The following is a 21,435-nucleotide window of genomic DNA, read 5'->3' on the forward strand; positions in this document are numbered from 1 at the left end:
ATGGACCTGATCGCCAATGACCTCATTGCCAACGTCCGCCGCAAGCTGGACGCCCTCGCCGCGCACAGCCTGATCCGCCGCCGCCGCGTGACCGACGGCGCCTGCGCGCCGCGCCAGACCGTGGACGAACGCGACATGCTCGCCTTCTGCAGCAACGACTATCTGGGCCTGGCGGCGCATCCGCAGGTCATCGAAGCGCTGCGCGAAGGCGCAAGCTTGTATGGTGCCGGCAGCGGCGCTTCGCACCTGGTCTCGGGCCACAGCCGCGCCCACCAACTGCTCGAAGATAAACTGGCCGAATGGATGGCGCCGAACCTGGTCGAAGCACGCGCCTTGAGCCTGTGCACCGGCTACATGGCCAACCTGGCGATCCTGACCGCATTGGGCCAGGACGCCGACGCCATGATCTTCTCGGAAGCGCTGAACCACGCCTCGCTGATCGACGGTGCGCGTCTGGCAAAGGCCGGCGTCAGCGTGTATCCGCACGGCGACGTGGCCGCGCTGGAAGCCATGCTGGTTGCCAGCAGCGCCGCCACCAAGATCGTCGTCACCGACAGCGTGTTCAGCATGGACGGCAACCTGGCCCCGCTGCCAGAACTGCTGGCGGTGTGCGAGCGCCATGGCGCCTGGCTGGTGGTGGACGACGCCCACGGCTTCGGCGTGCTGGGCCAGAACGGACGCGGCGCGCTGGAGCATTTCGGCTTGAAGTCGCCGAACCTGATCTATATGGGCACCCTGGGCAAGGCCGCCGGCGTCGGCGGCGCCTTCGTCGCGGCGCACGCCAGCGTGATCGAACTGCTGATCCAGCGCGCCCGCCCCTACATCTACACCACGGCCGCGCCGCCGGCGCTGGCGCATGCCCTGCTCGCCAGCCTTGCTATCATTGGCGGCGAAGAAGGCGCCGAGCGCCGCGCGCACCTGGCGAAGCTGATCGACACCCTGCGCGGCGCCCTGCGTTTCGAACGCTGGCAGCTGCCCGTCTCGCACACCGCGATCCAGCCGGTCATCATCGGCAGCAACGACGACGCCCTGCGCGCCAGCGCCAGCCTGCATGAACAGGGGCTGTGGGTGCCGGCGATCCGGCCGCCGACGGTGGCGCCGGGCACGGCGCGCCTGCGCGTGACCCTGTGCGCGTCGCACACGCCCGACGACGTGACGCGCCTGGCGCACGCGCTCAATGAACTGGAAAAGGCCGCACCATGAAGAACCTGAACGACAACGAAGAACCGGTGGTCGCGCCACCGCCAAGCGTTGCGCAGCCCGAGCTGGACGCGCCGGAGCCGGTGCTCGAACCCGAACTGCAAGCCCTCGAGAGCGTGCCGACGCGCTTCTCGTGCTTCGTCACCGGCACCGACACCGAGATGGGCAAGACCCTGGTGTCAAGCGCGATCCTGTACAAGCTGGCCTCCAGCGGCCAGCGCGCCTGCGGCATGAAGCCGGTGGCGGCCGGCGCCACCATGATCGACGGCGCCCTGCACAACGAAGACGCCGACATGCTGATCGCGGCCGGCAACGTGCACCTGCCGTCGTCGATCACCACACCCTACATGCTGCGCGAACCGGCAGCGCCGCACATCGCCGCCGCATTGGAAGGCGTGACCATCGAGGCGGTACCGATCATCGCCGCCTTCGCCGAGATCCAGGCCGCGTCCGATGCGGTGGTGGTCGAAGGCGTGGGCGGCTTCCGGGTCCCGTTCAACGACGAATTCGACAGCGCCGACCTGGCCGCGCAACTCAATCTGCCGGTGATCCTGGTGGTCGGCATGCGCCTGGGCTGCATCAGCCACGCGTTATTGACGGTGGAAGCCATCGTCGCACGCGGCCTGGTGCTGGCCGGCTGGGTCGCCAACACGGCCGATCCGGATATGCGCTTCGAACAAGAAAACATCGACGCGCTGGCACAGCGCATCCCGGCCCCGCTGCTGGGCCGCGTGCCGCGCCTGCAAGAACCCACGGCCGCCCAAGCGGCCGCATTTATCGACCTCGCTGGACTGCCGGGATGGCCGTCCACGCGGGTCCAGTCCTGAAGGAATCAAAACATGTCCGATATGAATACCGTCGCCCTGCACCGTCCAGTGGCCGCCATCAAGGAACGCGAGAACGCCACCTGGCCGCTGGCCGACGTGCTGGCGCTGTTCGAGCTGCCGTTTCCGGAGCTGATGCACCGCGCCGCGACCCTGCACCGCGCCCACTTCCCCGACGGCGACGTCGAACTGGCGACCCTGCTGTCGATCAAGACCGGTGGCTGCGAGGAAGACTGCGGCTACTGCCCGCAGGCGGCGCGCTACGACACCGGCGTCGAAGCCAAGAAGATCCTCGATATCGACACCGTGCTCGATGCAGCGCGCGCGGCGAAGGCCAGCGGCGCCACCCGCTTCTGCATGGGCGCCGCATGGCGCAGCCCGAAAGAGCGCGACATGGAAAAGGTCGAGACCATGGTGCGTGAAGTGAAGGCGCTGGGCCTGGAAACCTGCGCCACGCTGGGCATGCTGGAAGAAGGCCAGGCCGAACAGCTGAAAAACGCGGGCCTGGACTACTACAACCACAACATCGACACCGCGCCCGACTTCTACAACAACGTGATTTCGACTCGCGAATACCAGGACCGCCTGGACACGCTGGGCCGCGTGCGCCAGGCCGGCCTGAAGGTCTGCTGCGGCGGCATCGTCGGCATGGGCGAGACACGCGAGCAGCGCGCCGGCCTGATCGCGCAGCTGGCCAACCTGAATCCGTATCCGGAGTCGGTGCCGGTGAATCACCTGGTGCAGGTGGCCGGCACGCCGCTGCACGGTATGGACAAGCTGGACCCGATCGAATTCGTGCGCACCATCGCGGTGGCGCGCATCACCATGCCGGAAGCGCGCGTGCGCCTGTCGGCCGGTCGTCGTGAACTCGGTGAAGCGGTGCAGGCGATGTGCTTCATGGCCGGCGCCAACTCGATCTTCTACGGCGACAAGCTGCTCACCACCGACAATCCGGAAGCGGACGATGACCGTGTGCTGCTCGAGAAACTGGGCCTGAAAACCCGCGCGTCGACGCTGCAATCGGTGCAGAAGGAAGCCTGCGGCTGCTGATGCTGTCCCGGTAGTACCGCGCGGCCGGGGAGACACGGCCGCGCACCATCACATTGAACAACCATAAGCGAAAGATAAGCGCATGTTCACCAAGATCCTCATCGCCAACCGCGGCGAAATCGCCTGCCGCGTTGCCGCCACCGCACGTCGCATGGGCATCAAGACCGTCGCCGTGTACTCCGAAGCCGATGCCGGGGCCAAGCACGTCGCGGTGTGCGATGAAGCGGTCTTGATCGGCCCTGCTGCAGCCAAGGACAGCTACCTGCGCAGCCAGAAGATCATCGAGGTCGCCAAGGCCACGGGCGCGCAAGCAATCCACCCCGGCTACGGCTTCCTGTCCGAGAACGCCGAATTCGCCGAGGCCGTGCACGCCGCCGGCCTGGTCTTCATCGGCCCGCCGGGATCGTCGATGCGCGCGATGGGATCGAAGTCGGCCGCCAAGCAGCTGATGGAAGGCGCCAATGTGCCGCTGGTGCCGGGCTACCATGGCGACGAGCAGAATCCGGCATTCTTGCGCCAGCAGGCCGACCGCATCGGCTATCCCGTCTTGCTCAAGGCCAGCGCCGGCGGCGGCGGCAAGGGCATGCGCGTGGTCGAGCGCTCGGAAGATTTCGAAGCCGCGCTGGCCTCGTGCAAGCGCGAAGCGATCAGCAGCTTCGGCGACGACAAGGTGCTGGTCGAGAAATACCTGATCCGCCCGCGCCACATCGAGATCCAGGTATTCGCCGACAGCCACGGCAACTGCGTCTACCTGCACGAGCGCGACTGCTCGGTGCAGCGCCGCCACCAGAAGGTGCTGGAAGAAGCGCCGGCCCCCGGCATGCCGCCCGAGCGCCGCGCGGCCATGGGCGAAGCGGCGGTGAACGCCGCGCGCGCGGTCGGCTACGTCGGCGCCGGTACGGTGGAATTCATCGCCAACCAGGACGGCTCGTTCTACTTCATGGAGATGAACACCCGCCTGCAGGTCGAGCATCCGGTGACGGAAATGATCACCGGGACCGACCTGGTGGAATGGCAGCTGCGCGTCGCGTTTGGCGAACCGCTGCCGAAGAAACAGAATGAACTGACCATCCACGGCCACGCGATCGAAGCGCGCGTGTATGCCGAAAATCCCGAGAAGGGCTTTCTGCCGTCGATTGGCACGCTGCGCCACATGGACGTGCCGCGCGCGGTCGAATTCGAACTCGGCGCCGACGGCAAGGGTGGGGCAACTGAGCCCGCCGCAGTACGCGTCGATTCCGGCGTGCGCGAAGGTGACGCCATCTCGCCGTTCTACGATCCGATGATCGCCAAGCTGATCGTCTGGGGCGCCGACCGCACGCAGGCACTGGCGCGCCTGGCGCAGGCGCTGGGCGAGTTCCGCATCGTCGGCCTGGCCACGAATATCGCCTTCCTCAAACGCCTGGTCGAAGGCGAAGCGTTTTCCAGTGCCGACCTGGACACCGGCCTGATCGAGCGTCACGGCGCGACGCTGTTCCCGCCAGCAGCCCCGGCCCCGCTGGGTGCGCTGGCGCTGGCGGCGCTGGCCCTGAGCGAAGCCGGCCAGGCAGCAAACGAATCCGACCCATGGAGCCGCGCAAGCGGCTGGCGCATGAACGGCGACTACCGCCGCGTGCTCTCCTTCTCGGACGAGTACAGCGCCGGCCAGCAAGGCGGCGCCTACCGCGTCGGCCTCACCTACCGTCACGACGGTTGGGAAATCGATCTCGACGGCCAGCGCCAGCGCCTGGAACTGGTGAAACGCGACGGCGCCGAACTGTCGCTGCGTCTGGGCGACACCGCCCTGCACGGCTGCGTACGCCGCGACGGCGACGTGTTCCACGTGTTCACCGCCGGCCGCCATTTCACGCTGGCGTACAATGACCCGATGGCACATGCCGGTGAGGCAGAAGCCGCCGGCGGACGCCTGACGGCGCCGATGCCGGGCAAGGTGGTTGCCGTGCTGGCTCAGTCCGGCAAGGACGTGAAAAAGGGCGAGCCGCTGGTGATCATGGAAGCGATGAAGATGGAACACACCATTTCCGCTCCGAGCGACGGCCTGGTGGAGGAAGTGCTGTACGGCGTCGGCGACCAGGTCGCCGACGGCGCACCGCTGCTGGCGTTCAAGGCGGCGTAAGCGCGGCAACAACAAAACCACCCTGACAAACAACGAGGGGGAGACATGCGCATTGTCCTGTACCGGGGCGATGGCGTCATCGAGCCGTGGGAACGCGAATTTCACGCCGTGATGCCGGACGTCCAGACGGTCACGTGGAAGGAAGGCGAGCTGCTGGCGCCGTGCGACTACGCGGTGTTGTGGAACCCGGCGCCGGCGCTGCTGGCGCAGCTGGGTGACGTCAAGGCCATCTTCCTGATGGGCGCCGGCGTCGACGCCGTGCTCAAGTTCGGCGACGCCCTGCCCGACGTGCCGCTGGTGCGCCTGGGCGACGCCGGCATGGGCGTGCAGATGGCCGAGTATGTGGCGCATGCGGTGCTGCGTTACTTCCGCCGCTTCGACGAATACGAACAGCAGGCGCGCCACGGCGCCTGGAATCCGCTACCGCAGCACGCCAAGGAACACTTCACCATCGGCGTGATGGGCCTGGGCCGGCTGGGCATGCCGGTGGTCGAGGCGATGCGCCATTTCGGCTTCCCGGTGCGCGGCTGGAGCCGCAGCCCGAAGGACGTGCCGGGCGTGCAAACCTTCGCCGGCATGGAAGCACTGGGCGACTTTCTGCACGGCATCCGGGTGCTGGTGTGCATGCTGCCGCTCACACAAGAGACCACCAACCTGCTGGACCGCCACAACCTGGGCCGGCTGGCCTCCGGCGCCTACCTGATCAACGTCTCGCGCGGCGCCATTCTCAACGAACCGGATCTGATGACCCTGATCCGCTCGGGCCAGATCGCCGGCGCCACGCTCGACGTGTTCCGCCACGAGCCGCTGCCGGCGCCGCACCCGTTCTGGAACGAGCCGCGCATCACCCTCACTCCGCACATCTCGGCGCTGACCATGCGCCACGACGCCGTGCGCCAGATCGCCGACAAGATACAGACGCTGGAGAACGGCGAAGCGGTGACCGAGCTGGTCGACCGTCAACTTGGATACTGACATGAACCACCAACCTACCCTGCCCACCAAGGTCAAGATCGTCGAAGTCGGCCCGCGCGACGGCCTGCAGAACGAAAAGGAAGCGCTCAGCGCGGACGTGAAGGTCGAACTGGTCGAGCGCCTGGCGCGCGCCGGCTTCGTCAACGTCGAGGCGGCGGCCTTCGTGTCGCCCAAGTGGGTGCCGCAGATGGCGACCAGCGCCGAGGTGCTGGCGCGCATCGAGCGCCGTCCCGGCACCATCTATTCGGCGCTGGTGCCGAACATGCAGGGCTTCGAGGCCGCGCTCGCGGGCAAGGCCGACGAGGTGGTGGTGTTCGGCGCCGCCTCCGAAGCGTTCTCGCAGAAGAACATCAACTGCTCGATCGCCGAATCGATCGCGCGCTTCGAACCGGTGGCGAAAGCGGCCAAAGAACATGGCCTGCGCCTGCGCGGCTCGATCAGCACCGCGTTCGGCTGCCCCTACCAGGGCGAGGTGCCGCTCGATGCGGTGGGCGACGTGGTGGCGCGCATGCGCGACCTTGGCTGCGACGAGATCGACATCGCCGACACCATCGGCGTCTCGACCGCACGCAAGACGCAAGCCGTGATGCTGCGCGCGGCGCAGGAATTCCCGGTGACGCAGCTGGCCGGGCACTTCCACGATACCTATGGCCAGGCGCTGGCCAATATCTATGCGGCGCTGGAGGTGGGTGTGGCGATCTTCCACTCGTCGGTGGCGGGGCTGGGGGGCTGTCCGTATGCCAAGGGTGCGACCGGTAACGTGGCGACCGAAGACGTGCTGTATCTGATGCAGGGGCTGGGGATCGAAACCGGGGTGGATCTGGACCAGGTGGTCGATGCGGGCTTGTTCATTTCGCAGCAGCTGGGCCGCAAGAGCATCAGCCGTGCTGGGAATGCGATCGCGGCCAAACGGGCCGGCTGACAGACGTAGGGTTGGCGGCGGAGCGCGGGGCCGCCGAGACCAACCCTACGCGGAAAAGAAAAAAGCCGACAACTTGCGTTGTCGGCTTTTCTCACTAATGCTGGTCGGAGTACAAGGATTCGAACCTTGGACCCCCTGGTCCCAAACCAGGTGCGCTACCGGGCTGCGCTACACTCCGAAGAAGCAAGATAATACCGGCTTGGCGCTACTCGGTCAAGGGTTGGTGAAAAAAAACAATTTCCGAGTGGCGTTTGCCGGCGCCGGCACCTCACTCGCCCTTGATCTGCAATGCCCTCTCATACAGCGCATTCTTCTTGCGCCCGGTAATCTGCGCCGCCAGATTCGCCGCCTGCTTGACGCTGCATTCGCTCAGCAGAATCTGCAGCACCCGCTCCGCCTCGGCATCCTCGGCATCCGTCGCCGCCACCGCCCCTTCCACCAGCACTACGAATTCGCCGCGCTCGCGATGCTGGTCGGCCTTGACCCAGGCCAGCGCCTCGTCCAGGCGGCAACGGTGCACTTCCTCGAACAGCTTGCTCAATTCGCGGGCGAATACCACCTGGCGAGTCGGCTCGAACGCCGCCATCAATGCTTCGACGCAATCGACGATCCGGTGCGGCGCCTCATAGAACACCAGTGTCGAGGTCTCGCGCACCAACGGCGCCAGCGCCGCCTCGCGTCCCTTGGCCTTGGCCGGCAGGAAGCCGACAAAGTGGAAGCGGTCGTTCACCAACCCGCTGGCCGACAGCGCCGTCACCGCCGCCGACGGGCCCGGCAGCGGCACCACGTTCAGCCTGGCCTCCCGTACCGCATCGACGATGCGCGCGCCCGGATCGGACACCGCCGGCGTGCCGGCGTCGGACACCAGCGCCACACGCTGTCCCGCGCGCAGGCGCTCGACGATCTTGTCGGCCACTTCGCGCTCGTTATGCTGGTGCGCGGCGATGGTCTGTTTATTCAATCCGAAGCGCTGCAGCAGGGCGCCGGTCTTGCGCGTGTCCTCGCAGGCGACCACGTCGGCGAGCGCCAGCAGGTGCAGCGCGCGCAGGGTGATGTCGGTCACGTTGCCAATCGGAGTAGCCACGACATACAGCGTTGCGGTAGGATAGGACTGCTGGGCCGCCTCGCCCATGACGGGAAGTCGGGCGATGTCGATGGTCTGCTGTTCTGTCATAAAGGGTTCCGATGCTGAAGAAAAAAAATCTCACGGGGCTGCTCTCCGCAGCCACCATGACGCTGCTGGCCGGTTGCGGCAGCACGCCGTTGCCACCCGATACCGGTTGTGGCGTACCGGGCGGATTTTGCGCGCCCGCGACGCCGGTGACAAGTGCAACGCCGGTTCAACCCACTTATACCCCTGCCCCGCAAGCGGAGAGCGGCGTACGTACCATGCCGGTCGAAGCGCCGCCGAACGCCGACGGCAGCATGCCGTCCGCTTCCGCCCTACCGGCCAGCGCCAACGTCCGCATCGCGCTGCTGCTGCCGCTCGAATCGCAGGCGCTGGCCCAGCCGGCCGAAGCGGTGCGCGCCGGTTTCATGGCCGGCCATGAGCGCGACCGCGCCGGCATCACCGTCAACCTGGTGCCGACCGGCGACTCGTCGCAGGCGGCACTGGACGCCTATCGCCGTGCGGCTGATGCGAACGACATCGTGGTCGGCCCGCTGGCGCGTCCCGCCGTGGCGGCGCTGGCCACCAGCGGCATGGTCAACAAACCGACGGTCGCCCTGAACCACCCGCAGGTCGGCGGCGTGCTGCCGAAACAGCTGCTGGTGATCGGCCTGTCGCTCGAGGACGAAGCGCGCCAGGTGGCCGACTGGGCCAACGGCGAGCAGCCGGCCGGCAATGCGCTGATCGTCACCGGCCGCGCCACCTGGCAGCAGCGCCTGTCGGGTGCCTTCAGCGCGCGCTGGAGCGAGCTGGGGCGCCAGCAGACGACGGTCGAACTGCCGATCATGGACGGCTATGTGGACGGCAACGCGCTGGCCGAACTGCGCGCGCGTCTGCAAAGCGAGACGCCGCAATTGATGTATGCCGCGCTCGATGCCGGCCAGCTGCGCCAGGTGCGCAGCTCGCTCGGCACCTCGCTGCCGACCTATGCCACCGCCACCGCGAACCCCGGGCGCGACGCGGCCACCGTGCCGCAGGAACTGGCGGGCGTGCGCATCCTCGACCTGCCGTGGACGGTGCAGCCGGATCATCCGGCGGTGGGCCAATATCCGCGCTCCGGCCTGGCCGGCGAGGGCCTCGACATGCAGCGCCTGTATGCGCTCGGCATCGATGCCTACCGCGTGGCGCGCGAACTGGCGGCGCGTCCTACCGGCACCTTCGAGCTGGACGGCGTGACCGGCCGCCTGTCGGTCGACATGAGCCGCCCGACGCCGGCCTTCCGCCGCATCGAGACCGGCGCCGTGGTGCGCGACGGCGCGTCGGCGGCCGTCGACGGCCGCGTGTTCGACGCCGCGCCGGGGCCACTCCTGGGGCAATGAGATGTGGTCCGGGCGCCTGTCGGCACGGCAGGCCCTGGGCCGCGACTGGGAACGGGCCGCGCTGGCCTACCTGAAGCGTCAAAAACTGAGTCCGGTCGAAGCGAACTTCCGCTGCAAGGGCGGCGAGATCGACCTGATCATGCGTGACCGGGACACCCTGGTGTTCGTCGAGGTCCGTCAGCGCGCGGATACGGAACACGGCGGCGCCGCCGCCAGCATCACCCCGGCCAAGATCCGGCGCCTGATCCGCGCGGCCCAGACTTACCTGTTGCGTTTTCCCGTCACTCCACCCTGCCGCTTCGACGTGATCGCCATTGACGGCGAGCGGATCGAGTGGCTGCGCAACGCTATTGAAGTGTAAGCAATTTTTACCGCGGTTGCCCAGTACCCGTTGCTACTACACTATAATCGTCGGCTATGAATACTCAACGCATCCTCGCTCACTTCCAGGAGAGCGCCGACCTGAAGATGAAGTCGGCTGCACTCCTCGCCCCCCACATTTCGCAGGCGGTCGAACTGATGTTCGGCGCCCTGTCCAACGGCAACAAGATCCTGGCCTGCGGTAACGGCGGTTCCGCCGCCGACTGCCAGCACTTTGCTGCCGAGCTGGTCGGTCGCTTCGAACGCGAACGCTTCCCGCTGCCGGCCATCGCGCTGACCACCGATACCTCGATCCTGACGGCGGTCGGCAACGACTACAGCTTCAAGGAGATCTTCTCCAAGCAGGTGCAGGCGTTCGGCCAGGCCGGCGACGTGCTGCTGGCGATCTCGACCTCGGGCAATTCCGGCAACGTGCTGGCGGCGGTCGAGGCAGCGCTGGAACGCGAGATGCGCATCGTGGCCTTCACCGGCAAGGACGGCGGCGCCCTGGGCAAACTGCTGACCGATGCCGACGTGCACATCAACGTCCAGCATGCGCGCACCGCGCGCATCCAGGAAGTCCACCTGTGCGCGATTCACGCTATTTGCGACGGCATCGACGTCGCGCTGTTCGGAGGAGACGAGAATGCGTAACACCCGCCGGCCAATGGCCGGTTTGTTGGTAAAAGTTGTTTTGGGTTCCGCCCTGCTGGCATCGCTGTCGGGTTGTTTCGGCCTGGTGGTCGGCGCCGGTGTCGCCGGCGCCATGTCGACCGTCGACCGCCGCACCATCGGCGCCCAGACCGAGGACAAGGCGATCAACGTCAAGGCCGAGCTGAAGATGAACCAGGTCGCCGGCAGCAACGGCCACATCAACGTCACCAGCTTCAACCGCAAGGTGCTGCTGACCGGCGAAGTGCGCGACGAGGCGATGAAGCAGCAGGCCGAGCGCGAAGTGCGCGCCATCGAGAACGTGGTGTCGGTGATCAACGAGCTGGAAATCTCCGGCGCGTCGAGCTACACCTCGCGCTCGAGCGACGCCCTGATCACCGCCAAGGTCAAGACCAGCCTGGTCGACATGAAGACCGTGTCGGCGGTGTCGTTCAAGGTCACCACCGAACGCGGCGTGGTCTACCTGATGGGTGTCGTGACTCCGCGCGAAGGCAATATCGCGGCCGACGTCGCCAAGGGCGTGTCGGGCGTGACGCGGGTGGTGAAGATCTTCGAATACATCAGCGAAGAAGATCCGCGCGCGACGCAGAACAATCCGACCCGCAGCTGATCGTTTCAGCCGGCGCGCGGTAGGAAGGGAAAGGCAGGACTATAATGGTCCTGCCTTTTTTTCGTCCCTATCGATCATGACCGCTTCCACTTCCCGCCCCTGGATCAAGCCCGCCGCCGCTGCCGCCGTGGTGCTGGCGCTGGCCGGCGCCGGCTATGCCTCGTTCTTCCGCAGCACGCCGGCGCCCGACGTTACCTTCATCAGCATCGCCGGCGAAAAGGTCAGCACCGAAGCGCTGCGCGGCAAAGTCGTGATGATCAACTTCTGGGCCACGTCGTGCGTCACCTGTGTCAAGGAGATGCCAGCGATGGTCGACACCTACAACAAGTTCAAGGACCAGGGGCTGGAGTTCGTCGCGGTGGCGATGCAGTACGACCGCCCCGACTACGTGCTGAACTTCACCGAGCAGCGCGCGCTGCCGTTCAAGGTGGCCCTGGATTCGAGCGGCGACTTGGCGCGCCAGTTCGGCGACGTGTCGCTGACGCCGACCACCTTCCTGATCGACAAGCAGGGCAACATCATCAAGAAGTATGTCGGCGAGCCGGATTTCGCGACCGTGCACAAGCTGATCGCGAAAGAGCTGGCCGGCTGACCCGCTGTGTAAAGCTTACGCTTTCGGATACAGGATCATCTGGGTGCAGCGGAACAGCGCAATGGTCTTGCCGCTGGCCGCATCGATCACGGTCGCATCCCACACCTGCGTGGTGCGGCCCAGGTGCACGGCGGTGGCGACGCACGAGATGGTGCCGTCGCGCGCGGTGCCGAGGTGGTTCGATTTCAGTTCGATGGTGGTGAAGCTGTGCGCGCCCTCCGGCAGGTTGCTGATGCAGCCGTAGCCGGCGCAGGTGTCGGCCAGGGTGACCACGCTGCCGGCGTGCAGATAGCCGTTGGGGGCCAGGTGGTGCGCTTCGACCTTCATCTCGGCGGCCAGCTTGCCGGGGGCAACCTCGGTAATGCGGATGCCCAGGTGGCCCGGCAGGTAGGTGGCGCCGAATTGGTTGAAGCTGTCGGGGTTGTGCTTGGTGTTCACGAGCGTCTCGGTGTTGTTATTGAAAGCGAATCGTACACCGAGTGCCCCGGCTTGCGTTCGAGTGGAGCGTCTATTCGCACCGCGTCTCAGCGCCCGCGCTTGCCGCCGCGCCGCGCACTGTCCGCCTTACCCCCTGCCCTGCCACCTGCCCCGCCGCCCTTCTTGCGCGCCGCCGTGTTCTGCTGCTGCAGCATCGCATCCACCCGCTCCGACGCCTCGCGCGCCAGCTGCTGCGCCAGCTCGATGCTCGGAAAATACTCCGGCAGCCGGTAGCCCAGCCACGCATAGGCCGAATACAGGCGGCAGGTATCCTCGACCTCCTGCAGGTTCATGTAGAACAGCTGCTGCGGGTTGTCGCTCTCGTGCAGCTTGGTGACGCGCTTCTTGGCCAGCGACAGCGACCAGTGTTCCCATGCGCTTTGCAGCACGGGCACCCGGCTCGAGATCGGCACCAGCGACAGCATGAACTTCTCCGCCACCGACAAGGGCAGCGTGTCGAGCCATTCGGCGCGCTCGTTCTGTTCCTCGGTGATGCGCGGATAGAAGAAGCCGTCCGGCACGTCGATATTATGGACAAACCGTTTTAACAGTTTTACCAAGGACGTCTCGCCGGTCACCGCCGAGATCCGGTGCAGCTGCTCGAGCGACGGCGCCACCGCGAAGCCGGTCGCCGCCACCGGCGGGATCTTCTCCTTCATCAGCGCGCGCATCACGTAATGGGTGTCGTCGTCGTAGCCGGCCACGAAACCCTCTTCGTGCACGCCGTAGCGCCCGGCCCTGCCGGCGATCTGCTTGGCCAGCGCCGCCGGGATCTCTTCCTCTTCATAGCCGTTGTACTTGACCGTGGTGGTCATCACGATGCGTGCGATCGGCATGTTCAGGCCCATCGCCAGCGCATCGGTGCCGACCACGATATCGGCCTGCCCTTCGCGGAAGCGCTCGGCCTGGGCGCGGCGCACTTCGGGCGACAGGTTGCCATACACGGTGGCCACCGAAAAACCCTTCTCGGTGATCATGTCGCGCCACATCAGGACTTCGCGGCGCGAGAACGCGATCACGGCGTCGCCGCGGCGCAGGTTCGAGAGCTTGCGCACCGCCTGCGTTTCCATCGCCAGCGGCGCCATGCGTTTCAGCACATGCACCTCGAGCGGCACTTCGAGCCGCTCGGCCAGCGCCTCGATCGCGCGCCGCGCTTCCGGCGCGCCGACCAGGTACACGACGTTCGCCGGCGCCCCGCACACGGCGGTGGTCCAGGCCGCGCCGCGGTCGCGGTCGGCCAGCATCTGGATCTCGTCGATCACGGCCACCTCGACCGGCGTCTTGGTGTCGAGCATCTCGACCGTGCTGGCAACGTGGGTCGCGCCTTCGGCGATGCGGCGTTCTTCGCCGGTGATCAGGCTGACCTTTATCTCTTCGCCGTGTGGACGCGCGGCCTGCAGGCGCTCGTAGTTTTCCAGCGCCAGCAGGCGCAGCGGCGCCAGGTAGACGCCGCTGGCGGCCTTGGCCAGCGCTTCCATCGCGCGGTGGGTCTTGCCCGAATTGGTGGGCCCGAGCAGCGCGATGAACTTGCGTTGCATCCGGCTGGCCACCTCGAACGATTGCGGATACTCGGCCAGGTTGATGCTTTCCTTGGTGCGCGCCGCGTGCCGCTCTTCCTCTTCGCGCTCGACCGCGTGGGTCAGGCGCTGCGAGATGCGCTGGAACACGTACTCGGCCGGCTCGGAGGTTTCCAGCTCGTCCAGCACATCGAGGAACAGCATCGGATCCCAGCCGAAGTCGTCGGCATCCTCGGCGATGTCGCGCACGAATTCTTCGGTCTCCTGGTGCAGGCGCTGCAGATCGGCGTCAAGCGTGCGTTCCTCGATCAGCTCGCGCCGTGCCAGCAGGTCCATCTTGCGCCACTTGCTCGGCTTGGCCAGCACGCCGCGCGCCGGCACCAGGCGGTAGGGAACGCGCAAGCCCTCGTAGCGGACTTCGCCGGAAAAGCGCAGGAACACGCGCCCTTCCATCTTGACCAGTTCGATGCCGCGCCGGTCCAGGCCAAGCTCGCGTTCGAGGAAAGCGTCGTCGTCTTGAGTATTGTCGGATGGGGGAAAATCTCGGTGGTCGCTCATGAATGCAGGCTGAATGTCTCGTTGCCGCCACTATATCGCGGAACAGAAAACCGATTTGCCCACGCTGCGCCTACCGTGCCCGCTCATCCGCGACCAGGCCTCATGGTGCGTCGCCCACAGCCAGCGCAAACCCTTCGTCGCGCCAGCCCGTCACGCCGCCGATCATCAGCTTGACTGGCCGCCCCAGGCCGGCCAGGCGTTCGGCGCCACGATGCGCGCCATTGCAGTGCGGGCCGGCGCAATACACGACGAACAGGGTGTCTGCCGGAAAATCGCGCAGCTTGATGTCGACCATTTTTCTATACGGCATATGGAGCGCGCCCGGCACGTGGCCCTGCGCATAGGCGTCAAGACTGCGCACGTCGAACAGGACGAAATCCTGTTGCCCCGACGCGATGGCCGCGTGCACGTCGGCACAATCGGTTTCGTATGCGAAGGCCGAACGGAAATGTGCGAGCGCGCTGTCGCTGGACGCTGCGGGTACTGCCGAAACGATCGATGCCATGCTGTCTGCTCCCGAGTTGAATGAAGCCCCAGTGTGACGGCTGAGCCGTCCCGCCGGCAGGGGTTTGCGTGACAGAAACTGGTAACATCGCGCCATGCCTCACCACGTCGCCATCCTGGCCTATGACGGCCTGTGCACCTTCGAATTCGGCTGCGCCGTCGAGCTGTTCGCGCTCGAACGGCCGGAGCTTGGCGTGACCTGGTATTCGCACGCGGTGTGCGCCGCCGAGCCGGGTCCGCTGCGCGCGATGGGCGGCCTGTCGGTGCAGGCGCAACACGGACTGGAAGCGATCGACACCGCCGACACGGTAATCATCCCCGGCTGGCGCGACGTCGATGAACCGCCGCCGCCGGCCCTGCTCGATGCGCTACGCAGGGCCCGGGCACGCGGCGCGCGCATCGGCGCGATCTGCTCGGGCGCCTTCGTGCTTGCGCATGCCGGCCTGCTCGACGGCAAAAAGGCCACCACGCACTGGCGCTACCTGGAGCGGCTGGCGGCGGCGTTCCCGGCGGTCCGCGTGCAGCAAGGCGTGCTGTATGCGCAGGACGGCAACCTCATCACCTCGGCCGGCTCGGCCGCCGGCCTCGACATGCTGCTGCACCTGGTGCGCAGCGACTTCGGCCTCGACGTGGCGAGCCGCGTGGCGCAGCGATTGGTGATTCCGGCCCACCGCGACGGCGACCAGGCGCAGCTGGTGGCGCGTCCCCTGCCCTCGCTCGAACAGAATGCGGTCGCGCGGTTGATGGACTGGGTGCGTGAAAACCTGCGCGCCGAACACAGCGTGCAATCGATGGCGGCGCGCGCCGGCATGGGCACGCGCACCTTCCAGCGCCGCTTTCGCGACGGCACTGGACTCACGCCGGCCGCATGGCTGGTGCGCGAACGCGTGACGCTGGCGGCGCGCATCCTCGAGACGCGGCCGGCACTGGCGATCGACACCGTCGCCGACCTGGCCGGACTGGGTTCGAGCGCATCCCTGCGGCGCCATTTCCGCAGCCACGGCCTGCCGCCGCCGGGACGCTACCGGCGGTTGGGTCCGGCGGTGGCGGTATCGGATGCCGGCCCGGATGCAACGACAGTCTGAGCAACACTTGCCGCGGTGGTAGCTGCAGCGGTAGCAGGTGCAGCAGCCGGCGTGCCGGCCTGCCCTGTGGCTTCTGCCGGCACCGCCTGCGTCGTGCTGGAGGTCACCACCGCGGCCCCGATCAGCGATGAAGCATCGCCGCCGCCGCATCCCGCCAGCCCACCCAGCACCGCCAGCGTGCAGCCGCGCCGCCGCCAGGGCGTGATGGACCGATGTTGCCCGCGATGTTGCCCCATTGTCGTATGCATGGTCTCCTCCTCGTCGATTGGCGTGCCGGTTCGAATGCTCTTCGCGCGATGATGCCGAACAAGGCACCGTTCGAGCTTAGGAGGATGAAAGCGCGCACTTCATGGCGCAGCGCAAAGCTGGCGCAGAAATAGCCGACAAAAGTGTGCGCGGAAGCGACCGGAACGTAGTTAGAAAAACAAACAGACGCCCGAAGGCGCCTGTCATGGCCCGCGGTCAGCGGGCGGCAATCAACAGCGTTGCGACAATCAGGCGGCGACGCCCGCGTTGTGCGCCTGCTGGTCGGCGTGGTACGACGAACGCACCATCGCGCCCACGGCGGCGTGCACGAAGCCCATTTCATAGGCTTTCTCTTCGAACATCTTGAAGACGTCTGGGTGCACGTAGCGGCGCACCGGCAGGTGCGAATTGGTCGGCGCCAGGTACTGGCCGATGGTCAGCATGTCGATGTCGTGCGCGCGCATGTCGCGCATCACTTCCAGGATCTCTTCGTCGGTCTCGCCCAGGCCCACCATCAGGCCCGACTTGGTGACCGCGCTCGGGTACTTGAGCTTGAAGTCGCGCAGCAGGGTCAGCGAGTGCTGGTAGTCGGCGCCCGGACGCGCTTCCTTGTACAGGCGCGGCACGGTTTCCAGGTTGTGGTTCATCACGTCCGGCAAGCCGTCGGCGAAGATGTTCAGGGCTTTTTCCAGGCGGCCGCGGAAGTCCGGCACCAGCACTTCGATCTTGGTGTTCGGCGACAAAGCGCGGGTCTTGGTGATGCACTCGACGAAGTGACCGGCGCCGCCGTCACGCAGGTCGTCGCGGTCGACCGAAGTGATCACGACGTACGACAGGCGCAAGTCGGCGATGGTCTTGGCCAGGTTGCCCGGCTCGTTCACGTCCAGCGGATCCGGACGGCCGTGGCCGACGTCGCAGAACGGGCAGCGGCGGGTGCACTTGTCGCCCATGATCATGAAGGTCGCGGTGCCCTTGCCGAAGCATTCGCCGATGTTCGGGCAGCTGGCTTCCTCGCACACGGTGACCAGGTTGTTGGCGCGCAGGATTTCCTTGATCTCGTAGAAGCGCGACGAGGCGGTGGCGGCCTTGACGCGGATCCAGTCCGGCTTCTTGAGGCGTTCGGCATCGGCGATCGGCACGATCTTGATCGGGATGCGCGAGGTCTTGCTGGCGCCCTTCTGCTTGTCGGATGCGTTGTATGCAGCTGCGGAGGCGATGCCGGTATCGATTTCGGAAGTCATTTGGCTCGTGCCCTGACGGGCTTTCAGTTGGAGTTGTTCGGTTCCTGCGGGGCCGGGTCGCGCTCGACGGCGGCAGTCAGCTGCTCGATGAGTGCATGGGCCAGCGCCCCCTGCACGTCCGCCAGCGGCGGTTCGATGCCCATCGTGCGCATGTCGACCGTCGCCAGTCCCGAGTAGCCGCACGGATTGATCCAGGTGAACGGGGCCAGGTCCATGGCCACGTTCAGCGACACGCCATGGTAGGTGCAGCCGTTGCCGCGCACCTTGAGGCCGAGCGCGGCGATCTTGGCGCCCTTGCGCGCACCGTCCGCGATATAGATGCCGGGCGCGCCGGCGATCCGCTCACCCGCGAGATTATACGCCCGTAGCACGTCGATGACCGCCTGTTCGATTTTTTCCACAAACTGGCGCGCATACAGCTTGCCGCCCGGTTTGTTGCGGCGCAGGTCCATCAAGAGGTAGATCACCACCTGGCCGGGACCGTGGTAGGTCACCTCGCCGCCGCGGTCGGTCTGGATCACCGGCACGTCGTGCGGCGCCAGCACGTGGCCGGCGTCGGCGCCCAGGCCGAGCGTGAACACCGGCGGATGCTCGACGATCCACAGTTCGTCGCGCGTCTCGGGCGTGCGCGCGTCGGTGAAGGCGCGCATGGCGGCGAAGGTGGGTTCGTAGTCGGCGCGGCCGAGATCGCGGATGAGCGGCGTGGCAGGGCGGTTCAGGGACATGAATGAAGGACGGGGCTCCGTGCCCGCAGGTTGGACCCCGTCATTATAAGACAGTCAGCCGGTCCCGGCACGCGGGGGCGGCTAACTGTCCTTACAGCACCATCTTGACCATCGGATGGGTCGACAGCGTGCGGTACACCTCGTCCAGCATCTCGCGGCTGGTGGCGCGGATGGTGACGGTCAGGCCGGTGTAGTTGCCCTTGGTCGAAGGACGGGTTTCCAGCTTGCCTTCATGGAAAGTCGGATCGAGCTGGGTCACCAGCGCGATGATGGTGGGAGCGAAATCGATGTGGGTCGCGCCCATCACCTTGATCGGGAAGTCGCTCGGGTATTCGATGAGGGATTCTTTCGGGTCCATGGCTGAGATCCTGTGTAAATGCTGGTGTAAATGCGCATTGTAGCCAATGCCGGCGCCGTCTACCGGGAGTCCTGCATATCGCTGCGCCCGCCGCGCATCGACCGCGGCGAGTCCGGGCGGCCCGGTCCACGCGACGGCGCGGCGCCGACGTTCGGCGCCGGCGTGAACTGGCGCACCGGCGGCGGCGAGCGATCCGGCGCGGGAGCGGGTGGCGCGGCCTGCAGCGTGGGCGCCGGCATCGCCGCCTGCGCTTGCGGACGCGGACGATAGTCGTTGCGCTCGCCGCGCTCGGGACGCATGCCCCGGTCGCCGCCGCGGTCACGCCACTGTTCGCGCTGAGCGTCGCGCTCCGGCCGCTGCCAGCCAGCCTGCGGCGCGGTCCCGATCAGGCCGGGCTGCACGCCAGGGGTGATGCGGCCCGGCTGGAACGTCGATACCGGGTTCTCGGTCGACAGCTGCGGCTGGCGTTCGCGCTGGCCGCGTTCGAAGCGTTCGTTGCGCTCGTCGTTGAAACGGTCGCGCTGCGCCCGTTCGCGGTTGAAGCGGTCCGGATCGAAGTTTTCACGGCCGCGGTCGGGGCGGTTGCGGTCGATGCGGTCGCGGTCGCGTTCCCAGGCGTCGCGCCCGCGCACGGCCGTGCTGTCGCTGCCCGGACGCAGGATCTCGACCCGGTTGCGCGTGTTGCGGTCGCGCCAGCCCTGCGGCGGCGGCGGGGCCACGCCCGGCGCCCCCGGCGCGGTGAGCGCGTTACCGTTCGCGCGCGGCAGGTTCGACACCACGACCGGGGCACGACCGCCGAAGTGCCCGTTCGGCACCACGGTCAGGCCGGCGCGCCGGAAGTCGGGACGGCCGTCGCGGTCGCGGTCGCGGCCTTCGTCGTGCCCCTTGTCGTTGCGCCAGGCGTTGATGCGCTGCAGGCGCTCCTGCGACAGCCGGTAGCCCGGCACGAAGCGGTCGCGCGGACCGAGCGGATACCAGCCGGTGGCCGGCAGCGGACGATGCACGCCGTGGCCCTGGAAGCCGACGTTCCAGTTGCTGCCGCCGACCCAGCCCACCAGCGCCGGCGCCCATACCGGACGCCGCACATGGCGGCCCGGGGCCCAGGCCCAGCGCCGGTTGACCTGCACCCAGCGCCCGTAGTGGAACGGCGCGTAGCCCCACGGCGCGTTGTCGACCCAGGTCCAGCCCCAGGGCGCGATCCAGGTCCACTGGCCGTCGCGGTAGGGCGTCCAGCCGGCCACCACGGTCGGCGTCCACAGGCTGCCGTATTCGGCGTCCTCGCTCCAGCTGCCGTGGCGGTCCAGGTCTTCGTAGCCGGTCATTTCGGTGGTGACGTAGCGCGCCGTGCGCGAGTTGTCGCCGACACTGTCGCGGCTGAGCGACCAGTCGTCGAAGGCGTCGCGCTGCGCCTGCAGGGTGCGCACGTCCTCGTCGCGTACCTCGGCGCTGCGGCCGGCGCGCACCGTCAGACTGGCGCCGGCGCCATCGACCGTGGCGGCGCCGTCGAACACGCTCACCAGGCTGGTGTCGGCGACCTTTTCCGCATCCACCCGCAGCCGACCCGGGCCCTGCAGGGTGACCCGCGCCTGCATCGTGTGCAGCTCGAATTCGGACGCCACCTCCGCGTTGGCGACGCGCACGCTGGCGCTGCCGTAGTGCAGGCGCAGGCGCATGCTGTCGTCGTCCAGCTCGGTGATTTCGAGCGAGCTGTCGGCGTCCAGCCTGACTGCGGTCGAGCCGATCCGCAGCTCGGCGCGCGCGCCGGGGGCGGTGGTGATCAGGTTGCGGGTGGTGACCGGCCAGTTGAGCAGGGCGTCGCTGCTGGCGTCGCCGACGTCGCCGCTGATGGTGACCTTGCCCTCGACCAGCGAGACCCGGCCGACCCGGCCCGGCGCTTCCGCCTCTTGCGAAGCGGCGTCGCCGGTCTGCAATGCCATCCCGTCGACGTCTTCCGTCGACAATGTCGATTGCGACTGCGCGAACGTGGAAAGCGCCGCCAGCGCGAGCGCGGTGGCGGTCTTGGCGAAACGGTGGTTCATGGCGGACTCCGCAGAAGGACGACCGGGCGCGGCCGAGATGGATGCGCAGGAGCGGTCGTTTCCATTACAACGCACGAGCTGTCCAGCGGACAACGCGGGTTACAGAAAGTTGCAACTGGCGGCAGACGGAAACACACGCGTCTGCCCTCGGGTCAGGCGGCCTGGCGCTTGACGAAGAATAGCATCGAACCGATCACGATCAGCACCGCGCCGAAGAAGCGGTTCTGCAGGCGCATCGCGCGCGGGTCGCGCAGGTAGCGCTGCATCGAGGCCGCCAGCGCGGCGTAGCCGTGCATCACGGTCGAATCGATCGCCACCATGGTCACGCCCAGGATCGCCAGCTGCGGCAGCAGCGCCGCGTCTTTCGAGATGAATTGCGGCAGCACCGCCACCATGAAGATGATGCCCTTGGGATTGGTGGTATTCGTCAGAAAGCCGGTCAGCACGCGCTTGCCGAACGACGGATGCGCTTCCAGGCCGGCGGTCGAGGCTTGCGGGCCGACCGGCGCCGCGCGCCACTGGGCAATGCCGAGCCAGATCAGGTACAGCGCGCCGATCACTTTGACCACGGTGAACGCGGTGCTCGAGGCCAGCAGGAGCGAGCCGACGCCGGCGCCGGCGATGATCAGCACCACGATCAGGCCCAGCTGCAGGCCGAGCACGGTGCCGCTGGCCTTTTTGAGGCCGTAGGCCAGGCCATGCGACATCGACAGCACCGCGCCGGAACCAGGAGAGATGGCGATCAGCGAGCCGGCGATGACGAAGGCGATCCAGGTAGCGAAGCTCATGGCAGGAAATCAGGGATGGAAACGGTAGGGCGGGGAGAGAAAGCGGCCGGCGCGCGCCCCGGAGGACGCGGCGCGCGGCCGGTGCCAGC

21 protein-coding genes and 1 tRNA gene are annotated in these 21,435 nt (G+C 67.3%); 12 read left to right on the top strand and 10 right to left on the bottom strand.

Features of this window, described 5'->3' with window-relative positions:
* From bioF to RTQ83_RS10015, 6 genes are all read left to right on the top strand, one after another.
* Entirely contained in the window at positions 1 to 1,203 is a 1,203-nt protein-coding gene (gene bioF / locus RTQ83_RS09990; RefSeq protein WP_312513934.1) for an 8-amino-7-oxononanoate synthase, read from the top strand.
* Positions 1,200 to 2,027 (top strand): dethiobiotin synthase, encoded by an 828-nt coding sequence (gene bioD / locus RTQ83_RS09995; RefSeq protein ID WP_312513936.1) that lies wholly within the window; start codon positions 1,200 to 1,202, stop codon positions 2,025 to 2,027. Before bioF ends, bioD begins: the two co-directional genes overlap by 4 nt.
* Positions 2,028 to 2,039: 12 nt before the next feature.
* Complete coding sequence (gene bioB / locus RTQ83_RS10000; protein WP_409456099.1) at positions 2,040 to 3,074, top strand: biotin synthase BioB; 1,035 nt, start codon at positions 2,040 to 2,042, stop codon at positions 3,072 to 3,074.
* Positions 3,075 to 3,156: 82 nt separating this feature from the next.
* Complete coding sequence (locus RTQ83_RS10005) at positions 3,157 to 5,190, top strand: acetyl/propionyl/methylcrotonyl-CoA carboxylase subunit alpha (RefSeq protein WP_312513937.1); 2,034 nt, start codon at positions 3,157 to 3,159, stop codon at positions 5,188 to 5,190.
* A gap of 45 nt (positions 5,191 to 5,235) precedes the next feature.
* Positions 5,236 to 6,165: a glyoxylate/hydroxypyruvate reductase A gene (locus tag RTQ83_RS10010; protein WP_312513939.1), complete on the top strand. Its 930-nt coding sequence runs from the start codon at positions 5,236 to 5,238 to the stop codon at positions 6,163 to 6,165.
* 1 nt (position 6,166) lies between these two features.
* Complete coding sequence (locus RTQ83_RS10015) at positions 6,167 to 7,087, top strand: hydroxymethylglutaryl-CoA lyase (RefSeq protein ID WP_312513941.1); 921 nt, start codon at positions 6,167 to 6,169, stop codon at positions 7,085 to 7,087.
* Positions 7,088 to 7,188: 101 nt separating this feature from the next.
* On the opposite strand, the gene RTQ83_RS10020 is transcribed toward RTQ83_RS10015, so the two are convergent.
* Positions 7,189 to 7,265: transfer RNA gene (locus tag RTQ83_RS10020), tRNA-Pro, on the bottom strand.
* 90 nt (positions 7,266 to 7,355) lie between these two features.
* On the bottom strand, positions 7,356 to 8,261 hold the full coding sequence (gene rsmI, locus RTQ83_RS10025) for a 16S rRNA (cytidine(1402)-2'-O)-methyltransferase (protein ID WP_312513943.1): 906 nt from the start codon (positions 8,259 to 8,261) through the stop codon (positions 7,356 to 7,358).
* A gap of 11 nt (positions 8,262 to 8,272) precedes the next feature.
* Here rsmI and RTQ83_RS10030 point away from each other — a divergent pair, with 11 nt between their 5' ends.
* The 5 genes from RTQ83_RS10030 to RTQ83_RS10050 all read left to right on the top strand — a co-directional run bounded on the left by RTQ83_RS10030 (position 8,273) and on the right by RTQ83_RS10050 (position 11,808).
* Positions 8,273 to 9,574 carry a penicillin-binding protein activator gene (locus RTQ83_RS10030; RefSeq protein ID WP_312513945.1) on the top strand — a complete coding sequence of 434 codons (1,302 nt, stop codon included), beginning with the start codon at positions 8,273 to 8,275 and terminating at the stop codon, positions 9,572 to 9,574.
* A gap of 1 nt (position 9,575) precedes the next feature.
* Entirely contained in the window at positions 9,576 to 9,935 is a 360-nt protein-coding gene (locus tag RTQ83_RS10035) for a YraN family protein (RefSeq protein WP_312513947.1), read from the top strand.
* Between the two features lie 56 nt (positions 9,936 to 9,991).
* Positions 9,992 to 10,588, top strand: a complete 597-nt coding sequence (locus RTQ83_RS10040) for a phosphoheptose isomerase (protein WP_312513949.1) — start codon at positions 9,992 to 9,994, stop codon at positions 10,586 to 10,588.
* Positions 10,581 to 11,216 (top strand): BON domain-containing protein, encoded by a 636-nt coding sequence (locus RTQ83_RS10045; protein ID WP_312513950.1) that lies wholly within the window; start codon positions 10,581 to 10,583, stop codon positions 11,214 to 11,216. The genes RTQ83_RS10040 and RTQ83_RS10045 overlap by 8 nt, the downstream gene beginning before the upstream one ends.
* Positions 11,217 to 11,292: 76 nt before the next feature.
* Positions 11,293 to 11,808 carry a TlpA disulfide reductase family protein gene (locus RTQ83_RS10050; RefSeq protein ID WP_312513952.1) on the top strand — a complete coding sequence of 172 codons (516 nt, stop codon included), beginning with the start codon at positions 11,293 to 11,295 and terminating at the stop codon, positions 11,806 to 11,808.
* Between the two features lie 15 nt (positions 11,809 to 11,823).
* On the opposite strand, the gene RTQ83_RS10055 is transcribed toward RTQ83_RS10050, so the two are convergent.
* The 3 genes from RTQ83_RS10055 to RTQ83_RS10065 form a co-directional block, all read right to left on the bottom strand.
* Positions 11,824 to 12,246 (bottom strand): PaaI family thioesterase, encoded by a 423-nt coding sequence (locus RTQ83_RS10055; RefSeq protein ID WP_312513954.1) that lies wholly within the window; start codon positions 12,244 to 12,246, stop codon positions 11,824 to 11,826.
* Between the two features lie 86 nt (positions 12,247 to 12,332).
* Complete coding sequence (locus tag RTQ83_RS10060; protein ID WP_312513956.1) at positions 12,333 to 14,360, bottom strand: helicase-related protein; 2,028 nt, start codon at positions 14,358 to 14,360, stop codon at positions 12,333 to 12,335.
* A 100-nt stretch (positions 14,361 to 14,460) separates the two neighbouring features.
* The gene (locus RTQ83_RS10065) at positions 14,461 to 14,865 is read right to left on the bottom strand and encodes a rhodanese-like domain-containing protein (RefSeq protein WP_312513958.1); all 405 of its coding nucleotides are present in this window, start codon (positions 14,863 to 14,865) and stop codon (positions 14,461 to 14,463) included.
* A gap of 94 nt (positions 14,866 to 14,959) precedes the next feature.
* On the opposite strand from RTQ83_RS10065, the gene ftrA reads away from it, so the two are divergent.
* Positions 14,960 to 15,949, top strand: a complete 990-nt coding sequence (ftrA, locus tag RTQ83_RS10070; protein WP_312513962.1) for a transcriptional regulator FtrA — start codon at positions 14,960 to 14,962, stop codon at positions 15,947 to 15,949.
* Positions 15,950 to 16,443: 494 nt separating this feature from the next.
* Here ftrA and lipA read toward each other — a convergent pair whose 3' ends face one another.
* From lipA to RTQ83_RS10095, 5 genes are all read right to left on the bottom strand, one after another.
* Positions 16,444 to 17,436 carry a lipoyl synthase gene (gene lipA / locus RTQ83_RS10075; protein WP_312513964.1) on the bottom strand — a complete coding sequence of 331 codons (993 nt, stop codon included), beginning with the start codon at positions 17,434 to 17,436 and terminating at the stop codon, positions 16,444 to 16,446.
* Between the two features lie 23 nt (positions 17,437 to 17,459).
* A complete protein-coding gene (gene lipB / locus RTQ83_RS10080; RefSeq protein ID WP_312513966.1) occupies positions 17,460 to 18,161 on the bottom strand; it encodes a lipoyl(octanoyl) transferase LipB in 702 nt (233 codons plus the stop codon).
* Positions 18,162 to 18,252: 91 nt separating this feature from the next.
* Positions 18,253 to 18,519: a DUF493 family protein gene (locus RTQ83_RS10085; RefSeq protein WP_312513969.1), complete on the bottom strand. Its 267-nt coding sequence runs from the start codon at positions 18,517 to 18,519 to the stop codon at positions 18,253 to 18,255.
* Between the two features lie 59 nt (positions 18,520 to 18,578).
* Complete coding sequence (locus RTQ83_RS10090) at positions 18,579 to 20,558, bottom strand: DUF6600 domain-containing protein (protein WP_312513971.1); 1,980 nt, start codon at positions 20,556 to 20,558, stop codon at positions 18,579 to 18,581.
* A gap of 152 nt (positions 20,559 to 20,710) precedes the next feature.
* The gene (locus RTQ83_RS10095) at positions 20,711 to 21,346 is read right to left on the bottom strand and encodes a LysE family transporter (RefSeq protein ID WP_312513972.1); all 636 of its coding nucleotides are present in this window, start codon (positions 21,344 to 21,346) and stop codon (positions 20,711 to 20,713) included.
* Positions 21,347 to 21,435: the final 89 nt, after the last annotated feature.

The sequence above is a fragment of the Massilia sp. genome, assembly GCF_031995545.1.
Lineage (GTDB): Bacteria > Pseudomonadota > Gammaproteobacteria > Burkholderiales > Burkholderiaceae_D > Telluria.

Bases quoted from the DNA above. Each gene is read 5' to 3' on its own strand.
- bioF (WP_312513934.1), top strand. From the start codon at position 1: ATGGACCTGATCGCCAATGACCTCATTGCCAACGTCCGCCGCAAGCTG.
- bioD (WP_312513936.1), top strand. From the start codon at position 1,200: ATGAAGAACCTGAACGACAACGAAGAACCGGTGGTCGCGCCACCGCCA.
- bioB (WP_409456099.1), top strand. From the start codon at position 2,040: ATGTCCGATATGAATACCGTCGCCCTGCACCGTCCAGTGGCCGCCATC.
- RTQ83_RS10005 (WP_312513937.1), top strand. From the start codon at position 3,157: ATGTTCACCAAGATCCTCATCGCCAACCGCGGCGAAATCGCCTGCCGC.
- RTQ83_RS10010 (WP_312513939.1), top strand. From the start codon at position 5,236: ATGCGCATTGTCCTGTACCGGGGCGATGGCGTCATCGAGCCGTGGGAA.
- RTQ83_RS10015 (WP_312513941.1), top strand. From the start codon at position 6,167: ATGAACCACCAACCTACCCTGCCCACCAAGGTCAAGATCGTCGAAGTC.
- rsmI (WP_312513943.1), bottom strand. From the start codon at position 8,261: ATGACAGAACAGCAGACCATCGACATCGCCCGACTTCCCGTCATGGGC.
- RTQ83_RS10030 (WP_312513945.1), top strand. From the start codon at position 8,273: ATGCTGAAGAAAAAAAATCTCACGGGGCTGCTCTCCGCAGCCACCATG.
- RTQ83_RS10035 (WP_312513947.1), top strand. From the start codon at position 9,576: ATGTGGTCCGGGCGCCTGTCGGCACGGCAGGCCCTGGGCCGCGACTGG.
- RTQ83_RS10040 (WP_312513949.1), top strand. From the start codon at position 9,992: ATGAATACTCAACGCATCCTCGCTCACTTCCAGGAGAGCGCCGACCTG.
- RTQ83_RS10045 (WP_312513950.1), top strand. From the start codon at position 10,581: ATGCGTAACACCCGCCGGCCAATGGCCGGTTTGTTGGTAAAAGTTGTT.
- RTQ83_RS10050 (WP_312513952.1), top strand. From the start codon at position 11,293: ATGACCGCTTCCACTTCCCGCCCCTGGATCAAGCCCGCCGCCGCTGCC.
- RTQ83_RS10060 (WP_312513956.1), bottom strand. From the start codon at position 14,360: ATGAGCGACCACCGAGATTTTCCCCCATCCGACAATACTCAAGACGAC.
- RTQ83_RS10065 (WP_312513958.1), bottom strand. From the start codon at position 14,865: ATGGCATCGATCGTTTCGGCAGTACCCGCAGCGTCCAGCGACAGCGCG.
- ftrA (WP_312513962.1), top strand. From the start codon at position 14,960: ATGCCTCACCACGTCGCCATCCTGGCCTATGACGGCCTGTGCACCTTC.
- lipA (WP_312513964.1), bottom strand. From the start codon at position 17,436: ATGACTTCCGAAATCGATACCGGCATCGCCTCCGCAGCTGCATACAAC.
- lipB (WP_312513966.1), bottom strand. From the start codon at position 18,161: ATGTCCCTGAACCGCCCTGCCACGCCGCTCATCCGCGATCTCGGCCGC.
- RTQ83_RS10085 (WP_312513969.1), bottom strand. From the start codon at position 18,519: ATGGACCCGAAAGAATCCCTCATCGAATACCCGAGCGACTTCCCGATC.
- RTQ83_RS10090 (WP_312513971.1), bottom strand. From the start codon at position 20,558: ATGAACCACCGTTTCGCCAAGACCGCCACCGCGCTCGCGCTGGCGGCG.
- RTQ83_RS10095 (WP_312513972.1), bottom strand. From the start codon at position 21,346: ATGAGCTTCGCTACCTGGATCGCCTTCGTCATCGCCGGCTCGCTGATC.